18 protein-coding genes are annotated in these 18,785 nt (G+C 40.9%); 14 read left to right on the top strand and 4 right to left on the bottom strand.

Annotated elements, in window-relative coordinates:
• Nucleotides 1-7: 7 nt before the first annotated feature.
• From RV13_RS13235 to RV13_RS13215, 4 genes are all read left to right on the top strand, one after another.
• A complete protein-coding gene (locus RV13_RS13235) occupies nt 8-874 on the top strand; it encodes a class C sortase (protein ID WP_060789319.1) in 867 nt (288 codons plus the stop codon).
• Between the two features lie 302 nt (nt 875-1,176).
• A complete protein-coding gene (locus RV13_RS13225) occupies nt 1,177-1,605 on the top strand; it encodes a LytTR family DNA-binding domain-containing protein (protein WP_231371725.1) in 429 nt (142 codons plus the stop codon).
• Between the two features lie 2 nt (nt 1,606-1,607).
• Nucleotides 1,608-2,027 carry a hypothetical protein gene (locus tag RV13_RS13220; RefSeq protein WP_010746911.1) on the top strand — a complete coding sequence of 140 codons (420 nt, stop codon included), beginning with the start codon at nt 1,608-1,610 and terminating at the stop codon, nt 2,025-2,027.
• A gap of 40 nt (nt 2,028-2,067) precedes the next feature.
• A complete protein-coding gene (locus tag RV13_RS13215) occupies nt 2,068-2,778 on the top strand; it encodes a winged helix-turn-helix domain-containing protein (protein ID WP_060789317.1) in 711 nt (236 codons plus the stop codon).
• 49 nt (nt 2,779-2,827) lie between these two features.
• On the opposite strand, the gene RV13_RS13210 is transcribed toward RV13_RS13215, so the two are convergent.
• Together RV13_RS13210 and RV13_RS13205 are read right to left on the bottom strand one after the other, a co-directional pair.
• Nucleotides 2,828-3,376, bottom strand: coding sequence for a chromate transporter (locus tag RV13_RS13210; protein WP_010746909.1), 549 nt, complete (start codon nt 3,374-3,376; stop codon nt 2,828-2,830).
• A gap of 3 nt (nt 3,377-3,379) precedes the next feature.
• The gene (locus RV13_RS13205; protein ID WP_010746908.1) at nt 3,380-3,940 is read right to left on the bottom strand and encodes a chromate transporter; all 561 of its coding nucleotides are present in this window, start codon (nt 3,938-3,940) and stop codon (nt 3,380-3,382) included.
• 113 nt (nt 3,941-4,053) lie between these two features.
• Here RV13_RS13205 and RV13_RS13200 point away from each other — a divergent pair, with 113 nt between their 5' ends.
• Together RV13_RS13200 and RV13_RS13195 are read left to right on the top strand one after the other, a co-directional pair.
• Nucleotides 4,054-4,920: a LysR family transcriptional regulator gene (locus RV13_RS13200; protein ID WP_010746907.1), complete on the top strand. Its 867-nt coding sequence runs from the start codon at nt 4,054-4,056 to the stop codon at nt 4,918-4,920.
• 82 nt (nt 4,921-5,002) lie between these two features.
• Nucleotides 5,003-5,704, top strand: a complete 702-nt coding sequence (locus RV13_RS13195; protein WP_010746906.1) for a DUF975 family protein — start codon at nt 5,003-5,005, stop codon at nt 5,702-5,704.
• A gap of 42 nt (nt 5,705-5,746) precedes the next feature.
• Here the strand turns inward: RV13_RS13195 and RV13_RS13190 are convergent, their stop codons facing one another.
• Nucleotides 5,747-7,213 carry a helix-turn-helix domain-containing protein gene (locus tag RV13_RS13190; protein WP_010746905.1) on the bottom strand — a complete coding sequence of 489 codons (1,467 nt, stop codon included), beginning with the start codon at nt 7,211-7,213 and terminating at the stop codon, nt 5,747-5,749.
• Nucleotides 7,214-7,606: 393 nt separating this feature from the next.
• On the opposite strand from RV13_RS13190, the gene RV13_RS13185 reads away from it, so the two are divergent.
• Nucleotides 7,607-7,963, top strand: coding sequence for a VOC family protein (locus RV13_RS13185; RefSeq protein WP_010746904.1), 357 nt, complete (start codon nt 7,607-7,609; stop codon nt 7,961-7,963).
• Nucleotides 7,964-8,027: 64 nt separating this feature from the next.
• Nucleotides 8,028-8,534, top strand: coding sequence for a DNA-3-methyladenine glycosylase I (locus RV13_RS13180; RefSeq protein ID WP_010746903.1), 507 nt, complete (start codon nt 8,028-8,030; stop codon nt 8,532-8,534).
• Nucleotides 8,535-8,627: 93 nt separating this feature from the next.
• On the opposite strand, the gene RV13_RS13175 is transcribed toward RV13_RS13180, so the two are convergent.
• Entirely contained in the window at nt 8,628-9,401 is a 774-nt protein-coding gene (locus tag RV13_RS13175) for a DeoR/GlpR family DNA-binding transcription regulator (protein WP_060789316.1), read from the bottom strand.
• Nucleotides 9,402-9,780: 379 nt separating this feature from the next.
• Between RV13_RS13175 and RV13_RS13170 the strand changes: the two genes are divergently transcribed.
• The 6 genes from RV13_RS13170 (at nt 9,781) to RV13_RS13145 (ending at nt 18,674) form a co-directional block, all read left to right on the top strand.
• Entirely contained in the window at nt 9,781-10,854 is a 1,074-nt protein-coding gene (locus RV13_RS13170; protein ID WP_010746901.1) for an alcohol dehydrogenase catalytic domain-containing protein, read from the top strand.
• Between the two features lie 32 nt (nt 10,855-10,886).
• Nucleotides 10,887-11,315: a PTS sugar transporter subunit IIA gene (locus RV13_RS13165; protein WP_010746900.1), complete on the top strand. Its 429-nt coding sequence runs from the start codon at nt 10,887-10,889 to the stop codon at nt 11,313-11,315.
• A 68-nt stretch (nt 11,316-11,383) separates the two neighbouring features.
• Nucleotides 11,384-11,857 carry a PTS sugar transporter subunit IIB gene (locus RV13_RS13160; RefSeq protein WP_010746899.1) on the top strand — a complete coding sequence of 158 codons (474 nt, stop codon included), beginning with the start codon at nt 11,384-11,386 and terminating at the stop codon, nt 11,855-11,857.
• A 24-nt stretch (nt 11,858-11,881) separates the two neighbouring features.
• Complete coding sequence (locus RV13_RS13155; RefSeq protein WP_010746898.1) at nt 11,882-12,649, top strand: PTS mannose/fructose/sorbose/N-acetylgalactosamine transporter subunit IIC; 768 nt, start codon at nt 11,882-11,884, stop codon at nt 12,647-12,649.
• Nucleotides 12,649-13,506 carry a PTS system mannose/fructose/sorbose family transporter subunit IID gene (locus tag RV13_RS13150; protein WP_010746897.1) on the top strand — a complete coding sequence of 286 codons (858 nt, stop codon included), beginning with the start codon at nt 12,649-12,651 and terminating at the stop codon, nt 13,504-13,506. The genes RV13_RS13155 and RV13_RS13150 overlap by 1 nt, the downstream gene beginning before the upstream one ends.
• Nucleotides 13,507-13,856: 350 nt before the next feature.
• Nucleotides 13,857-18,674 carry a SpaA isopeptide-forming pilin-related protein gene (locus tag RV13_RS13145; RefSeq protein WP_010746896.1) on the top strand — a complete coding sequence of 1,606 codons (4,818 nt, stop codon included), beginning with the start codon at nt 13,857-13,859 and terminating at the stop codon, nt 18,672-18,674.
• Nucleotides 18,675-18,785: the final 111 nt, after the last annotated feature.

Genomic DNA, 18,785 nt, shown 5'->3' with positions numbered 1-18,785 from the left:
ACGGGCAATGAAAAAATGGCAAAGAAAAATCATCATAGACGTCTTCATGATGTTCGTCCTAATTTTTGGGCTGGGAGCTCTTGCATATCCTTTTATTGGAAATACCGTTATGTCCTATCTTGATCAGCGAATCATTGAGCAGGCGCAGGAAAAGGCGAACCGAGAGGATCAAGTGAATCTGGCTGCGGCTCAAAAAAAGATGCAGAAGGAAAATGCAAAGTTGGCTTTGGAGGGAATCAATGCTGGCGGAGATCCTTTTTCTGAAAAAGAAGAGGAAAGAGATTTCTCTAAGAATCCGGACTATTTATCTGATCATACCATCGGCACGATCTCGATTCCTAAGATTGATGTGAGTTTGCCTATTTTTGATCGAACCAGCGAATTTTTTCTTGAACGAGGAGCTTCTTTATTGGAAGGAACTTCCTATCCTATCGGCGGGAAAAATACGCATGCGGTGATTTCTGCTCACCGCGGCTTATCGAAGGCTAAATTTTTCTCCGATCTGCCGGAACTGAAAAAAAGAGATCTGTTCTATATTGAGATCGGCGGCAATACCTTCGCCTATAAAGTAATGAATATCCAAGTGGTCAAGCCAGAAGAAACGGAGCAGCTCCGGATTGAGAAAGAGAAGGATAGGGTCACACTGCTTACTTGTACCCCTTACATGATTAATTCTCATCGCTTATTGGTGACAGGAGAGCGAACAAAACTGCCGGCTAAAGCGCAGCAGCAGCTTAAAGGGCTCAAGAAAAAACATAGAAGACGATTATTTTTGGTGATTGCTGTTGGATGTATCCTACTTCTTGGAATTGGCTATCTTTTCTGGCGCGCATTAAAAAGCAAATTATCCACCACCGTAATTATGCTATTTTGATACCGACATTTGAAGATGATGAATATAAATTATTTTATAAAAAAAGTAATAATCCCGTTTTTGTTAATAAAAGTCCGATTGTATTAGTGCCGAATACGGAGTCAAACTTGTTCAAATCTGATATAAAAGGTGGGGAATATATATTAAAAGGAGAAAAACAACAATATTATCTATGGATAAATAAGATCAATCAAGCAGAATTTTCATATAAAATAAATAACATTAATAATTAAAAGCATAATATTTATTTTTTATGTATAATATTTCTGGTAAGGTTGGGAGGTTTTTCTATCAAAATTAAAGTGGATATCATTGATCAAGGAGAGGAAGAACTTATCCTAAAAGTAAAGTCTTTAGACGATGATTTGCTGCGTTTAATTAATTCTCTGCAAGTAAAAAATGCTTTTCTATGGGTGAACAAGGATGAACAGCTGCATAAGGTTAGATTGAAGGATGTTTATTATTTTGAAGCGGTGGAGAAAAAAGTCTTTTTATATACCAAGGATGAAGTTTTTGAAATTAAAGAAAAGCTCTATCAATTAGAAGAAAAATACAAAGACACACAATATATTCGAGTCTCTAAATCAGTTATTCTTAATATTGAGAAAATTGAGTTGATCAGTCCAACGTTCAACGGGCGGCTAATTGTTAAGTTGAAGAACAATGAGAAGATTTCTATTTCAAGAAATTACGTTCGCAATTTAAAAAATCAATTAGGGATGGAGGAGTGAGTATGAATAAATGGAGCGTTATTCGGGAATTAACCATTATCTTCTCGTTCATCTTTACCCTAAGCATCATTTTTGCCCTTCTAACGGGTGCGAATTTGACGAATGAAAATGTTTTTTCGATTCTGATTTTTTCATTAATAGTTGGTGTTGGGTGTTCGATATTTTATATTGATTCCTTAGTTGATCTTTTAGGGATTTTTTGGATTCAAGTAGCCTATATCCTGCTTATTTTTACCGCGTTTTTCATCTGCAGTAAGCTTTTTGTTTGGAATGTTCCACCGATGATCATGGGATTTGCTTTCCTTGTTATAATAGCAGGCTTTTTTATCGGGAAGGCCATTTTATTCAGTGTTAGTGTCAAAATGACGGAACAAATGAACAAGCAGCTAAAGAAAAAATTTCAAAAGAAGGATCACGATTGAACGATTCTTAACAGTCTTACACCAAAGAAGAGGTGAAAAAATGATATCTATATTACTTTTAACGAAGAATATTTTAGTAGAACAAGAGCTTCAAGCAAAACTACAACGACTAAACTATGAAGTTTTTTGCTGCTCGAATATGTTTTACTTAATGACACAGCAAGTTAAAAAGCTGCCGATGCTTACGTATTTTGACTATATCATTCTCAGTGAAACGATCTCTGAAAATGAAGTAAGGCATTTGCTATCAACATTACCGGAGTCAAAAATCATTTTGCGGAAACTTGAGAGCGAGCCGGAAAAGCCAATAGAAGGATTTCATGGGTGGATCAATGAACATGCCAGTGTCGAGGAGCTGCGTGAGTCTCTTTGTCGCTGGGCCAAACGACTGGTATCACAAGAGATGATCCTTTCCCTTGTAGGAAATCGTATCGGGGAAGAATCAGAAATCCAGACTACTGGTTCTTTGACCTTATCAAAATTGGAACGCCGAGCTTTAGAAAAGCTTTATCAAGCGAAGGGGAAAGTGATTTCACGAGAGGATTTGTGCGAATATCTATGGAAGGATGGTGCGACGAAATCTCGTTTAGCACAACTTTCAATCCTGGTTAAGAAATTGCGCATCGCATTTCAAAAGGATGGTGTCACAGGTGAAACCGTTCAAACTTCATGGGGCGAAGGCTATCTCCTGACGTCAACCGCATTGGAGTATTGTGAGCAAGAGCAAAAACAGGAAATGTTGCTTTCGTAAGGGAAGAGGTTAAAAAGGTCATTCTCATTTGAGGATGACCTTTTTAAGTCTAATAGATAAGAAATCCGATGAAGCCAGCCAAACACATCAGTAGGATGGGGTTCGGTTTGAATTTTCGTAGAATGATCAATGACGCAACGAATAGAAATGCCGCTGACCAGTCGATATGTGCGAGCATGTTCCTAGAGAGTTCGGAGCTTTCAAAAAAAGTCAGCAGCAAAATGGTAAAGCCGGCGGACATGATTAAGCCTACGGACGAAGCTTTCAGACTCTTTAGCGCCACAGAAACATACAGTGATTCCTGATGTTTTTGAAAAAATTGATACAAACTGATTGAAATGACGCATCCTCCTAAAATACAACCAATCGTTGCAAGGATAGCACCGAGGACACCGTCTATTTGCATACCAACAAAGGTCGAGGTGTTGACGGCCAGAGGACCGGGAGTCATTTGAGATATCGTGATAATATCGGTGAAAACTTTGTCGCTTAACCATCCCTGTTGATGAACGACCTGTTCTTGAATCAAGGGAATGATGGCGTAGCCGCCGCCGATACTGAATAATCCAATTTTTAGGAAGGTCCAAAATAGTTGCATAGGTTAAACCTCCTTTTTCTGTCGATAATAGGTGTAGATAAGACAGATCCCAATACTAAATAGCAAAATGTAAATGACGTTTAAATCAAAGAATACATTGGCGATAAACGAAAAAGGAACCAGAGCACTTAATAGTTTTGAATGCTCTTGGCGAATCAGCTGGTACATATCAATCACGATGTCAATAATCAAAGCCGTTACACAAGCCTGCATTCCTTTTAGCACTGCCATAACGGTTTCGTTAGCAGCAAAAGCGACGTACCAATTGGAAATAAGACCTAAAATCACTAACGGTGGAATAATTGAACAAATGGCGCTGATGAATACCCCTAGCATTCCTGCGACCTTCTTGCCGGCCAGCACACTCAAATTGATAGCGATGGCTCCTGGGGAGGATTGGGCAACTGCAGCCATTTCCATCAATTCATCCTTTGTAAATAGCGCCTTCTTTTCTACATAATATTTGCGAATCATCGGGACAACCACATAGCCGCCGCCGAAGGTAAACGTACTGATGAATAAGTTTATTCCCGCTAACCACGAGTAGAATTTTAATTTTGCCATGGGACCAACCTTTCTTTTTTTACATTATCTCTAGTATAAAGGTTGGTTTGGCATGTGTGAAATGATAATATTGAGCTGTTAACATGAATATAATTCATGAGAGAGGAGCAACAATGAATTTCAAACAATGTCTGATTTTTCGTGAAATCGCAAAAACTAACAACTTCACCAAAGCGGCAAACAATCTGTATTTGACACAATCGGCTGTCTCTCACGCAATGAAAGATTTAGAAAATGAAGCAGGGACACAGTTCTTTGAACGGTTGCATCGCAGCGTGAGATTAACTCCGGCGGGTGAATTGTTTTTAAAGGAAATTCAACCGATTATTGAGGAGTTTGAAGCGGTAGAAGCACATCTGCCAAACTTAGAAAAACAGCCGCCAATAAAAATCGCTTCCTGTATCACCTATGCGCAGACGGAGTTGCCGCAGCTGCTGCATAAATTTAGTGACAAGCATCCAGCAGGTAGTTTCAATGTTCAGGTTTTTCCTGCCTCTGAATCCATTGCGCTTTTAGAAAAAGGTGAGGTGGATATTGCTTTTATTGAAGGGCATGTTCTGCAGCCAGCTTTTGAAGCGAAAAAAATTGCTGACTACCGTTTATGTGTCGTGGCAGCTGAAGGATCTGGTGATGAACAGCTTAGCTTTAAGGAGCTTTTACAGCAACCGTTATTATTGCGAGAACGGGGAAGTGCTGTACGAGAAACCTTTGAATCGGCTGCAGTTTTCCAAGGCTTCAAGGTTTTTCCGATTTGGGAAAGTGTGGACTCACAAGCGTTGATTTCGGCAGTGAAGTCCGGCTTCGGCCTATCTGTGCTTCCCTATCGATTGGTCAAAGAAGAGATTTTGAAGGGAAAGCTAAAAGAAGTTCTCGTTGACGATTGGCAATTGAAAAATGACATTACGGTGCTTGTTCGAAAGAGCCGCTATCAATCACAAATGTTATCTGATTTTTGGCAAATGATGCCGCCCTTATCGTAAAGTGAAAGGCAAGATTATTTAAAAGTCTTTCTAAAAAAGGTACTATATATTAAACTATTTACTAGAAAGGGGTTATTAGGTTATGAAAACGACTGCTGAATTAAAGGCAGAAGCGAAAAATGCACTGAGAGGAAAATGGGGACAAGCGGTTATTTTAAATTTGATTCCAACATTGCTTACAGTAGCTGTAATGTTTTTTGTGGTATTATCTGGCGTTATTTGGTTCTTTATCCATGGATCTGGAGATGGGATGATTTCTTCCGTTTCTGAGTATCAGCAAAATAATGCGAGTGGCGGTGGAACTAGTTTGGTTTCTTCCATCATCAGCGCACTGTTTATGAGCGGGATCTCATGGACTTATTTAGATTTGCTGCGGGGCGAACGGACGCATATTGATCCTTTGAAGGATGCTTTTCGCGGCTTTCAAGGGGTATTTATCGGTGGCGTGATTCTTTTAGCGTTGCTTACCAATATCTTTACAACGTTATGGACATTCTTATTCATCATTCCTGGGATTGTAAAAGCGTATGCCTATTCTCAAAGCTACTTTATCTATTATGATCAAATTCAACAAACAGGGGAGAAGCCTAAAGTCTTGGATACGATCACGGCAAGTCGCCGATTGATGGATGGACACAAGGGACGGTTGTTCTGGCTGGATGTTACTTTTCTTGGCTGGTACATTGTAACTGGTTTGACCTTCGGAATCGCCTATTTATGGGTAGCCCCTTATATTTCTGCTACGAAAGCGGCATTCTATGAGGATTTACAAGCGAATATCTAAAAAATCGTCTGGACTCAAGCAAGATTGAGCCAGACGATTTTTTTAGGCAAATTTCTTTTTGTTTTGAATGGCCAGCAAGCGGGGCAGAAGATCCGATTTGTAATCTGCATTCAAAATATTGATCAGATAGCAATCGCTATTTTGAGTGGGCAGCAGCTCCTTGAAGGTGGTAATAAAAAGATCAATCGGCTCATCTGGCTGAGGTTGGAAAACCACTTCGATAAATTTCAGGTTGTTCAGAAATTTCACGATGTGCTGCAGGTAGAGATAGTTGGGAATCGATACAAGACCGACACGAATTTTTTCGTCATTTACAATGAAAAGCGGTAGAAGACTCAAGCATAGCGTTTTAGAAAGTGAATCGGTAACGGTGGCTAACCATTCAAGTTTTCTGCGACGACTCAGTTTTCTAATGGCCTTTTTTATCTCGGGATACAGCTCACGATACAGCTCTGATTGCAGAAATTGCTCTTTGTTGCCTGTTTCAAAAAGCAGCGGAATCTTCTTCTTTTGGATAGAGTAGCCTAAAAAGGTTCGTGCGATATTGTTTAGGAGGATTTTTTTCTCTTGTTCCCCTAAGACATTTTTTAACAACTCACCAGAACAATAACGGTAAAAGCTGTCGATGGCTAAACATAATGGATCGCGTTCTTCCACATTTTTTGTATAGTAGAGCATCAAAGGATTTACCTTGTGAGGTTCCTTTTTGACGCAATAAGGATAGTAGTAGAATAAATAGTTGAAGAACTCAATGTTTCTTTTGATTTGCTCGGGAGAATCCAGAATATTTGAAAGATACAGCTCCAATAACGGCGTTGTTTGAGAAAATAGAAGATCGTCAAATGGGGCTTCATTTAAATAATTCTTTTGCTCGTTACGCAGACGACATACACAAAGCATCAAACGAAGCAATTTCGGATGGATCTGCAAAGGGAAGAGAGTAAGCAGGTCTCTAAGTAAATTATCCTCGGCAGTAAAATCAAAGGGACATTTCGCAATATCTTCACCTAAGGAAGCCGACCAAAGCGCTTTGATATAAAATAGTCGGACGACCGCTTCATGACCTGTTAACGCCATCTTCGAGAAATTGAGGTGAATGTTGCATTCGGCAAGATAATCGATCAGAGGACGCATTCGGCGTAAGATTGTAGATTCGCTGACAGAAGTTTCCTTGCTAAATGCAGTTAAGCTTTTTTGAGGCTGGAATAAGGAAGTCAAAATAAAACGATAGGGAATGGATTGTTTGACTTCTGAAATTAAGAAACGATTGGAACGACTGGGCTCACTTTTCCAGTAAATTTTCGAGGCCTCCACAAAGAGTGGTTTTTCTTTGAGCTCAATCAAGGATTCATTGAGCTCTCGCAGCATTTGTAAAAAGGACTGATAATTGCATTTAAACTTTTGACTTAGGGTATTTACTGAGTATGTGCCTTCGGGATACCCCTCCATCAGCTTAAAGAATTGAATTTTTTTCTGTTGCTGAGGGGTCAAGAACAGTTCTCTAAACATAAGTTCCACACCTTTCTGTACATTCCATCTTTTCAAATCAATGAATAATAAATGGTAGTTATTTATAAGTTGATTTTAACATGACATTTTTCCTCGATTTTTTCTGAAAAAAAGTGATTGACTTTGATAATTCGTCAATTAATAAAAATTATTCGATGTTTCATGAAAAACGATCCTTTTCGAAAGAGAAATCACTAAATTAAAACAATACTGACTTACGAATGTTCGTGAATTTATCATAATTACCAAAAAAATTACGATTGCTTCAAATTCTGGATGTTTTTTGGGAAATGAGAGGAGAAGGTACTGTCGGGAAATAGTATAGAGCAAGTTGGATGAAAGCGTTTTTTTAAGCTATACTGAAATTAATTGAAGGAAAGGATGGTGCAGTGAATGATTGATCATTTGAGTATTGGTGTCAACGATTTAGCGAAGAGCAGAGCCTTTTATGAGGAAGCTTTAAAACCCCTTGGTTATCAAGTGAAGATTGCGATGGATCATGGTGTTTGTTTTGGAGGAGATGGAGGCGATCTTTGGATTGTGAAAAGCGAACCGAGTAATATTCACCTTGCTTTTAGTGCGCAAGAACGAGAAATAGTCGATCAATTCTATCAAGCGGCGATGGCTGCTGGGGGGATTGATAACGGGGCACCAGGTTTACGACCTCAGTACCATGAGAATTATTACGGCGCATTTGTCTATGATCCAGATGGATACAATATTGAAGCGGTATGCCACAAGAAAAATTAATGCTATGCTGGCTGAAAAGCCAGTTTTTTTCGTTATAATGGAGAATCAAAGGCGGTGTCACAGAATGAAGAACTATCAGTGGTACAGTGATCGGTGGGGAGAACCAACGCGAGATGATCACATGCTATTCTTGTTATTGACGGTGGGCGTTTTTCAAGCGGGCCTTAGCTGGCAGGCAGCAGCGGGAAAGAGGGAAGTATTTGAGCGAAACTTTTGTGGGATGGATTTTCGCAAGGTAGCGGCATTTTTTCCAGAAGATATTGAAGAGATCGCAAAAGATCCGGAAATGATTCGTAATTCACGAAAAATTCAAGCGGTCGTTCAAAACGCACGGGCAATCGTGACTTTACTTGAAGATTATGAGTCATTTGCTGACTATCTTTGGGATTTTGTAGGAGGCGTGCCAATCGTTCGCGAGTATGAATTGGCCGAGGAAGTGCCTAACACATTACCGGAAGCAACGACTATTGCTAAGGATATGAAAAAAAGAGGATTTTCCTTTGTTGGTCCAGTTATTACTTGTATGCTTCTTAAAGCAGCTGGAATCATACAGGATCGAGTGATGGAATAAATAAAATAGAAAATGATGATAGTATATGACAAAATACAAAACACTTATTATTTAAGTAATTAAAATAATAAGTGTTTTGTGCTATTGGGAAAATTACACCTTCTCAATTTGTTTAATCCCGTTTTTGTACATCTCGTCAATGAGCTTTTTATCTGTTTGATTATCCGTGATCAGCAAATCAATCTGATCAATTGGCAGAAAAGTGTACAATGCCCGACGACCGATTTTTGTGTGATCGGTGACGACAATTTTTTTTGCAGCGGCATCGATCATATTTTTTTTCGTCGTAATCAATAGCTCGTTGAAATGAGTCAGCCCTTTTTCCACATTTAGGGCAGGTGTTGCGATAAAGGCTTTATCCACACTGAGCTGCTGCAAGGATTCGTTGGCGATTTGTCCATTCAGCATATAGCTGTCGTGGAAGAGTGTTCCGCCGGTAACGATGGTGGTAATGTTTCGATTGGATCGTAAAACAGAGGCGATGTTTACGTCATTCGTAATGATCGTGATGTCCTGCAGCTGGGGCATTTCATTAAGCGTCTTCGCAATTTCTAAAGTCGTTGTTCCAGAATCTAAAATGATCGCTTCACCGCTTTTTATATAGTTTGTCGCGTATTTTCCAATACGTACTTTTTCGGTTATATTCTCTGTGGCCCGATCCTCAAAGACAGGTTCATCCTGTTTGATACTGGCTGGCACCACGCCTCCGTGAATTCTTACAACGAGCCCCTGCGCCTCTAATTCATCTAGATCCCTTCGAATGGTTGTTTCGTGTACCTGAAAGATTTCTGATAATTGGGATACAGAAATAAATTGTTTGTTCTCAATCGTTTCAACTAACTTTATTCTTCGTTCTCCTGTTAACATCTCACTTCACCCTTTCGCTGTCTACGCGAATCTATGCTTTCTCCTCAAAAAAAGACATTCTTACTTCTCAGTCTATGGAAAATAACCGAAAGTGTCAATACATAGAGTCAACTAACGAGCGTAAACGAGTTTTTTCGAGCTGTTTTTCAAATAAAATAGTAAATCCATTTGATTTATAAAAATATGAGTCATGGAACAAAGGAGTAATTAAAAGAAATTGTTTTTTTATCTCTTCACAAACTTTATTCAATAAGCTAAAACACGTTAGGCTGAATGATATTTTAAAAATAAAGCGTTTACAAATTAAAAGCACGATGCTATACTCGTTAACGAGCAATAAAGAGTATTAATGAGCGCTCGATAATGAGGAGGAAATAAAATGGGGCAATCGATTGATTCGAGAGTTTTTAGTCTTGTTGAACCAGGGGTAATTGAGGAAGTGAACAAAACGAGAGAAATCCCAGAAAAATGGGTAGCAGTAGAACCCAGCTATGCGAGCATCTGCCATGCCGATTTAAGATACTTTGCAGGCCATCGTCGTCCAGAGGCTTTGGCAAAAAAATTGCCGATGGCGCTATTACATGAAGGGATTGGTGTTGTAAAAGAAACACGATCAGAAAAATTTTCAGTAGGTGACCGCGTGGTGGTGGTTCCGAATATACCGGGACAAATTTTACATCCCGAAATTGATCAGAAACCGGATGTCCCTGAGAATTATTCCAAGGGAAATGCTTTTTTGGGTAGTGGTTATGATGGAATGGCGCAAAGTCGTTTGGTTCATCCTGAAGAATGCTTGGTACGGATTCCTGATGAAATTCCTAACGAGATTGCGGTGCTGGCTGAGCTTTCTTCTGTTTCTCACCATGCACTTAGTCATGTGGAGGACAAGCTGAAAAAACAGGATACACGAGTTGCTCTTTTTGGCGATGGACCTGTGGGGTATTTTACTGCTGTCATGCTGAAATATTTGTATGGAGTTGACGCAGAACGGTTTGTTGTTTTCGGAGCGGCGGATGATAAGCTCACTCATTTTGACTTTGCGCGAACGGAGAATGTACTAACTTATGACTTTGAACATTCCAAAGAACGGTTCGATGTATTGATTGAATGTACGGGAGGACGCTTTAGTGAGAGTGCGCTAAACCAAGCGATCGAAATAGCGGATTCATTGGCGGATATTATTTTTATGGGAGTCACAGAAGAGCTAGTACCGATTGATACTCGAGATATTTTGGAAAAAGGAATCACGGCTCACGGGAGCAGCCGTTCATCGACGGTTGATTTTGAAGCAGTGGTGAATGGAATGAAGAAACCGGAATATCGCGCAGCCTTAAGTAAGATTTTACCGGATCAGATTGTTGAGATTTCGACTGGGAGAGATTTTAGTCAGGTGATGGAGAAGTTTGTAGAGAAACCCGGCTGGAACAAAACAGTCATGCATTTTAATTGGTAAAAATTTTGTATTCAAACAAAGGGAGTGTGGAGATGACAGGAATATTGATCGTCACCCATGGGGAGATGGCGACAGGAATGATGGACAGCCTGCGTCTGATTATGGGGGAACAAGAAGCCTATCAAACGCTAGGCTTGAAGCATGGGGATGACATTGTTGAATTCAGCGAAAAAATTCAAGCAGGTATTCGTCAATTGGATAAGGGAGAAGGAGTTTTGGTTTTAGTCGATTTGTTTTCGGCAAGCCCTTATAACCAAGCGGCCATGTGCTTTAACAAATTGAAGGATCATCGCTATCGTCTGGTTTCAGGCGTCAACTTACCGATGCTCATTGAGGCCTTTAATCAACGAATGATCGGTGCGGATTTAGAAACCATTTACCAAGCGGCGATGACTGCTGGACAAGACGGAATCAAAGAATTTTTGGAAGAGATGGCCAAGCTGGAGCAAAAAGTCGATTGAGGCGTTTTGGAATCGGATGGCATTGTTGTTAGTAAATTTCAACTAGATGAAATAGGGAGTGTGTAAATATGGGAGAAATCGTTTTAGCAAGAATTGATGATCGTTTGATTCATGGGCAGGTAATGACTGCTTGGCTGCAATTTACAGGAGGAAACCATATCGTCATTGTGGATGATGCGACAGCAGGGGATGAATTTACTAAATCTATCATGTCCATGGCGGTGCCTAATGGCATCAAGTTATCTATTTTAGGTGTCGAGGACGGCACCAAGCTGCTTTCGAATATTCCTGACGGTCATAAGATCATTGTGCTGGCAAAAGAGCCGCAAACGTATTGGCGATTGATCGAAAAGGGTGTGACGTTTGATGAGGTGATTATCGGCGGGATGGGCGCACGAAAGGATCGAAAAACCTTCTATAAAAATATCTCAGCATCAGAGGAAGAAAAAGAGACCTTTAGAAAAATCGTCGGTCAAAATGTCAAAATGAAGATTCATGTTATTCCAGATCAAGGGTCACAGGCAATCGAGGGATTGCTATAAAAAAATAATGAAGGAAGTGGAGAAATGAAAATTAGTCTAATCCAAGCTATTTTAATCGGCGTCGTTTATTATCTTGGAATCAATGGAACACCTTGGCTTTCGTTAGTCGGAACCCATGGCTGGATGCGTCCATTAGTCAACGGGACGGTTGTAGGGTTGATTTTAGGTGATCCCGTTCAAGGGTGTATTATTGGAGCTGCGATTAACCTGCCGTATCTGGCATTTATCTCAGCTGGTGGAACGGTCGCGATGGACCCTGCACTTGCGGGAACTCTTGGAACCGCTTTAGCTATGGCAGCGAAGGTTGAACCAGCTGTCGCAGTGACCTTGGCTGTGCCTATTGGGTTGTTAGGAACTTTGATCTGGGTAGCTCACATGACCGTTGATATCACCTTTGTCCATATGGCGGATAAGGCAGCCGAAGAAGGAAAAATCGATCGCATCAACTGGCTTCATATCGTACCACCGCAATTATTTTTATTGTTGATCACGGTTGTTCCAGTTGCGCTAGCTGCTTACCTTGGCGCTGACGCAGTAGAAGGAATTGTGGACGCGTTAAGTGGCCGTCCGTTAGATGTTCTTTCGGCAATTGGCGGGATCTTGCCAGCGTTGGGGATCGCTATGAACCTGCGGGCGATGAATGGAAAGGGAACCCTGCTGTTCTTTACTTTTGGTTTTATGTTAGCGACTTATTCGGGTTTGCCTTCTGTTCCAATTGCTGTATTCGCGGGAATCATCGGTTATGTCTTCACGGAATTGTATTTGAAGGATAAGAATGGAGGTCTAGTCTAATGGAGCAAGCAGTTGAACCAAAGCAAGAGAAGCTATTGACGAAAAAGGATGTTGTAAAAGCCTTCTGGCGTTGGACATTCTTTTCTCATGCAAACTATAACTATGAACGGTTGCAAGCGACGGGAGTTGTCCATGCCTTTAGTCCGATTTTGAAAAAGCTGTATGGAAAAGACGAAGACGAGATGAAGTCCGCTTTAGAACGACACATGCAATTTTTCAATACCGAGCCATCCTTTGGTGGTCCGATCTTGGCGATGACCATCGCGATGGAGGAAGAACGGGCGTTAGGCGCGGATATTAACGATCAGACCATTAATGGCTTAAAAACCGGATTGATGGGGCCGTTGGCGGGGATCGGTGATACGTTATGGCAGGGAACGCTCATTCCGATCCTGCTTTCCTTCACTTTGCCGTTTGGTGCGAAAGGGAATATCTTTATGGGACCTGTCCTTTTCTTTGGTCTTCATTGGATCATCATGACGGTGATTGCCTACTTCTTATGGATTCAAGGGTACGAGCAAGGAAAAGAAGGCATCCAGAAAATGATGGCAGGCGGTCGTTTGTCCTACATTATGACCTTCTCCCAGACGTTAGGGGCGATTGTTATCGGCTCGTTGGCGGCGAACTTTGTCAAGATCGCAACACCGTTAAGTATTCACTTGAGTGGAAAAGAGAATCTGTCGATTCAGACGGATGTCTTGGACGCTTTGGTCAAAGGAATCTTGCCGCTAGGGGTTACTTTACTAACGTATTACTTGTTGAAACACAAAAAATATACACCGACAAAAGTCTTAGTTATTCAAATCGTTGGCGGAGCGATTTTAGCCGCGATTGGCTTGATCGTAAATTCGATATAGGCAGAGACTGACGTTGGTTTCCGATTTGCGAGATAGCTGAAAAGGATTGTTGCTTACGAACAATAGAATTAAATAAAAAGTCTGAAACGTCGGCAGATTGTCGACGTTTTTTTAGTGATCTCTGGAAGAAAAGCGTAACTAAAACTGCTCAAAAGTTGAAGGAGATAAACATACTTTTTGATACGTTTAACAATTAACATTGTTCTATAATTTATTAATTGATAATAGTTATTTTTAAATTAATTATATAAGTAAATAATTTAAAAAGTAGCTGTTATAACGAAAAGATAATTATATATCGGACGTTATCGTTTTCGTTGATTAATTAGTTAAGAAAGGTGTTAGTGGTTATGAAGAACAGATTAGTAGTGATTGGTTTAGTGGTTTTACTTGTTTTGCAAACGCTTAGTCCGGCTTTTGCCTATGGGCAAGGAACAACTGCATCAACGATAAATTCAACGGAGAGCAAGGAAAACGTGTCTTCTGTACCAAAGCCTGCTGCTCCAACGACGTCATCAACAGTTCCTTCTTCTGAGAGCAAGAAAGAAACCGTTCAAACAAGCAGTTCGTCCTCTTCTACTGAAGCGACGAAAGCAACAACGGAGACAGAAACAAAAGAAGTCGAGAAAAAACAGACACGGACAGCGATTACGGACAATATTTTCAGCTCCGTAAAAATGTATAAAATTAATGGAGATGAAGTGCAGCCGAACGATACTTTGCCGAATATGACAGGGATCAAGCTAGCCTTGAAATTTTCTTTTTCAAATAAAAATTATCAGACGGGGGATACCTTTACTACGCAATTGCCTGCCCAGATAGCGATCGCAAAAGATATATCGGGTGATTTCAGTCCAATGACCTCCGCCAAATGGACAATTAATGCGGCGACGAAGGAATTAACGATCACCTTTTTAGAAGACAACGTTTCTTCAGAGGTTTATGACTTAACTTTGGTTACTTCTTTAGAGAAGGTCTCTGGAGTGGAGGAAGAAAATCAAAAGGTAATCTTTGATACGGCGCCGACACCAACGGTCTTTGCTATCGAAATGACTTCTAGTGTCGATCCAGGAAAGAATAGCACTGCGTTAACAATGGATACATTGAACCCTAAAAAGGCTGAAATAACGTCAGTTTTTAATCTTGATCGAACAGACAACGCGAATCGTACCTATCGAGTTGAGGCCTATAATAGTGACAGTAAAATGAGTTACGATTCGATCAAAGTATATTCTAGCGATGTCGATTTTAATGGAGCGCTAGTGGGCAGTAAAACGTTGCTGACTAAGGGCGTAGACTATGAGATCACTTATAAAGGTGTAGATAGTACACGACCGATTGCGGAAATCAGTCTAATAAAATCAATTGGCAAAAAGGCAGTGATCGCGGAATCTGTCATTTCTGGTATTAATGGAAAAAATTACGTTGACGAATCCATTTCAGGAAATGAATACAATTATTTTTACGCGTATTCTTACACCAATGAAAACAGCACACAATTAAATTCCAGCAGTACAAGTAAAAATTTTGTGACACTGCAGCCCTTAGAGGCAAAAGGAAAAATCAATCAAGAGACGGGGGCCATTGATTGGGAGATCAAATACAATTTTAATGAGCAGCCGTTGACTACCGCGTCTCAATTAATTACTAATCTAGCAGATCAAGGGGTTGAACTGGTAGCTGGCTCCATCAGTATTGAAAAAGTTGGATTTAACTATAGTAATGGCAATAGCTATGAGGTGGTTTCACAAGGAGACGGAACGAATGACTTTGCGGTTTCATCTGATAGCGATGGGTCAGTTACTTTCACACCGAAAGGAAATACGACACAGGCTTACGTGGTTCGATATTCAACGAAAATCACTGATCCGACCGAGCGCGTAATCAAGAACAAGGTAACCAATGGAACGGTCACTAAAGAAGCGCAAGTTAGCCTTATTCCCAATCTTTTATCCAAAGAAGCAGGGACCATCGATATCTTCAATCGGACGATGGAATGGAACATTACAGTCAATGCGGAAAAATACACCATGAAAAGGCCTGTCGTTCATGACTACTTTATTGGTGCGGTCAAAGATTATACTGGCTTAACGATTAATAAAAAAATCTCTGATACTGAATCCATTCCATTAGTTGAAAATGTTGATTACAAGGTGACTAAATTCGATGAAAACGGCTCACCTGTCGGCGCACAGCCCAATGTTAATGGAGCACCAGACAGCTTCAATGGAGGTGTGAGAATTGATTTTCTTGGAGATTATAATGAATTAAAGGACACACTCGTCATTACGATTAAAACGAAAATCGAAACCTCTACTGAGAAAACAGAAATCAAAAACAAAGCGACTTTGAATTATGGTGATACTCCCGGTGTTATCGAGTATGAGGCTAAAGGAACATTCATTGATCCTTATTACACTGGGGGAACCAAAATAGCGCAAACAGCAAGTACTTCGGGCGACTATTTGTATCAAAACTGGCTGGTCTTTTTAAATTCTACCGGTGCGAAATTTGATATGACTAAAATGGAAGACAGCTTGCCAGCAGGAACAGAACTGGTACCAGGAACCTTACGTTTTGAAGAAGTAACGAGCCAATCCATGATCGATAACATTCAGCGCTACTTAACCACCGATTACAATCTAGTTCCAGAGGGCAGCGACGCTTATCCGACAAAAATTGATACTGAAAACAATAGTATCAATTTAGAGTTTGGCAACTTAGGTGCCAAACGAGTGTATGTAAAATATCGAACCCGAGTTAAACGAGACTGGTACGTATATAATCGGTTAGATAATGTTGCGAAAGTAACTTACGGTGACAAGGCGCCGACCGAATATAAAACGAGCCTCTATGCCTACAATTATGAATATGCCTTGCTAAAATCGGTGGCCAAAGATCCAGAGAAAGAAAATGTAGCCAATTGGACGGTAACGACCAGAAATATCACAGCGAATATGCCTGTTCAAGATCCTGAAATCACGGATACCTTAACACCAGGAACAACCAATGCAGCATATGATCCGACGTCTTTCGTTGTTACCAATACGGCCACTGGCGAAAAAGTCAGTTCGGATCATTATCGACTGACGATCACGGGAGATACGTTTAAGATTGCTTTTTCTGACTACAAAGCAGAAAGTAATCTTCGCGTACAATACAATACTATTAGCGAGTTCCCCGGCGGTGTAAAAAACGTTTCTCAGGTAAATGCCGCCAGCTATGGCGCACTACCTGCGTATTATCGCCAAGCAAATACCGTGATCAATTTGAGCTTTACTAACGGAAGCGGGACGGGAGTAGTGAAGACCGCTGATCTACCCGTCCTGAAAGTAGATGAAAATGGCAAAGGCTTGGCAGGTGCAACCTTTGAAATCCTTAAAGCAGACGGCACAGAAACAGGGCTAAAAGCAGATACGGATGCAGATGGGAAGCTGACCTTTACAGGATTGCCATTAGGCGACTATCTGCTGAAGGAGAGCAAAGCACCAAATGGATATGAAATAAATCCAGAATATCAAGATGGCAAAGCCATCACGCTTAACGAGAATATGGCGGTTATCAAGGTAGTGAATAAAGAGACCGTGCCAAATAGTGTGGAGCTGACGAAGACCGACGCACAAACAAAAGAAGCCTTAGCCGGCGCCAAATTCCGACTAGAGAAAACTGACGGAAGCGTCATCAGCGAAAACCATGAGACTGGAATGGACGGACGTTTCACAGTGAAAGATTTGCCAATTGGTGAGTATCAGTTTGTCGAAACAGAAGCACCGACAGGCTATCAGCTGGATGAAACACCAGTGAAATTTTCGATCACTGAGCGTCAAGGACAAGTGGTCAATGTTAAGAAAACCAATACTCTCTCAACGGGGTCAGTCATCTTAACGAAAGTGGATGAACAATCAAAAGCAGCGTTAAAAGGAGCAACCTTCCAATTACAAGACAGTAACGGAAAGACGTTGAAGGAAGATTTGTCCACCGATGGCTATGGTAAGTTGGAAGTCGCTGATCTAGCGCCTGGCGATTATCAATTTGTTGAAACAAAGGCACCAACAGGGTATGAAATGGATGCGACGCCAATTGAATTCACGATTACCAAAGCACAAGCGAAAGCAGCTGAAGTGGAGAAGACAAATGCCAAGACACCACTGAAACCAGGAACAATCCTTCTAACGAAGACCGATGAAAAAACTGGAGAAGTCTTATCTGGAGCAGCTTTTGAATTGAAAGATGATCAAGGAAAAGTGCTGCAGTCGGATCTCGTGACGGATAAATCAGGAAAAATTGTACTTGAGACACCGACACCCGGCAGCTATCAATTGGTCGAAATGGAAGCACCAACAGGCTATGTGAAGGATACGACGCCAGTGAAGTTTACGGTGAAGGATCAAGCAGAATCAATGGCGCTCACTAAGACCAATAAGACGATTAGCGGCGGTGTTCTTTTAGAAAAAGTCGATGAAGCAACCAATCAACCATTGGCTGGAGCGGAATTCGAGCTGCAAACCCAAGCAGGAAAAGTAATTGAGACGGAAAAGATGCGTACGGATGACAACGGACGTCTAGCAGTGAAGAACTTGGAGCCAGGGAATTATCAATTGATCGAAACCAAAGCGCCTGCTGGGTATCAGCTGGATGCGAAACCAGTGGCCTTCACGATCAAAGCAGATCAAACGAGCCCTGTTCGAGTGAAGAAAACCAATAAAGGCCTTACTTGTACCGTCGTGCTGAAGAAAATTGACAGCAAAACCGGCGAAGGGGTAGCAAATGCGACGTTCTCTTTACAAGATCAACAAGGAAAAGTCTTGAAAGACAAGTTGAAGACCGATGAAACAGGAACGCTTGTTGTTTCGGAGATGAAACCAGGGAAGTATCAATTAGTCGAAACCGAGGCACCGAAAGGCTATGTATTGAATACAAAACCAGTAACCTTCCAATTAACAAACGCGAAAAAACAATTGGTGACTGTGAGGAAGGAAAATGTGAAGGCATCCGTGAAGAGGAAAACAGGAAACCACTCACGGACAACGACTTCCGCAAGCTACAGCTCACGAAACCATACCTATCTACCTAAAACAGGCGAACAAAAGTCAACGATCTTAGTGATTGTTGGGCTTATCGTATTGCTTGCTTTAGGGGGAATCGTCTACCTTAAACGAAAAAAATAAGGTGAATCAATCCGGCTAGTCTATCGGCTAGCCGGATTTGTTTTGCCCAGCGTTTCCCTGTATGGTATAGGTAAATGAAAGTAAGTCTAGTGGTAATAAGTCAAGATAATT

Origin of the sequence: Enterococcus raffinosus, assembly GCF_001886185.1 — a bacterium.
GTDB classification, from domain to species: Bacteria; Bacillota; Bacilli; order Lactobacillales; family Enterococcaceae; genus Enterococcus_A; species Enterococcus_A raffinosus.
This window is presented reverse-complemented; position numbering and strand designations above follow the sequence as displayed.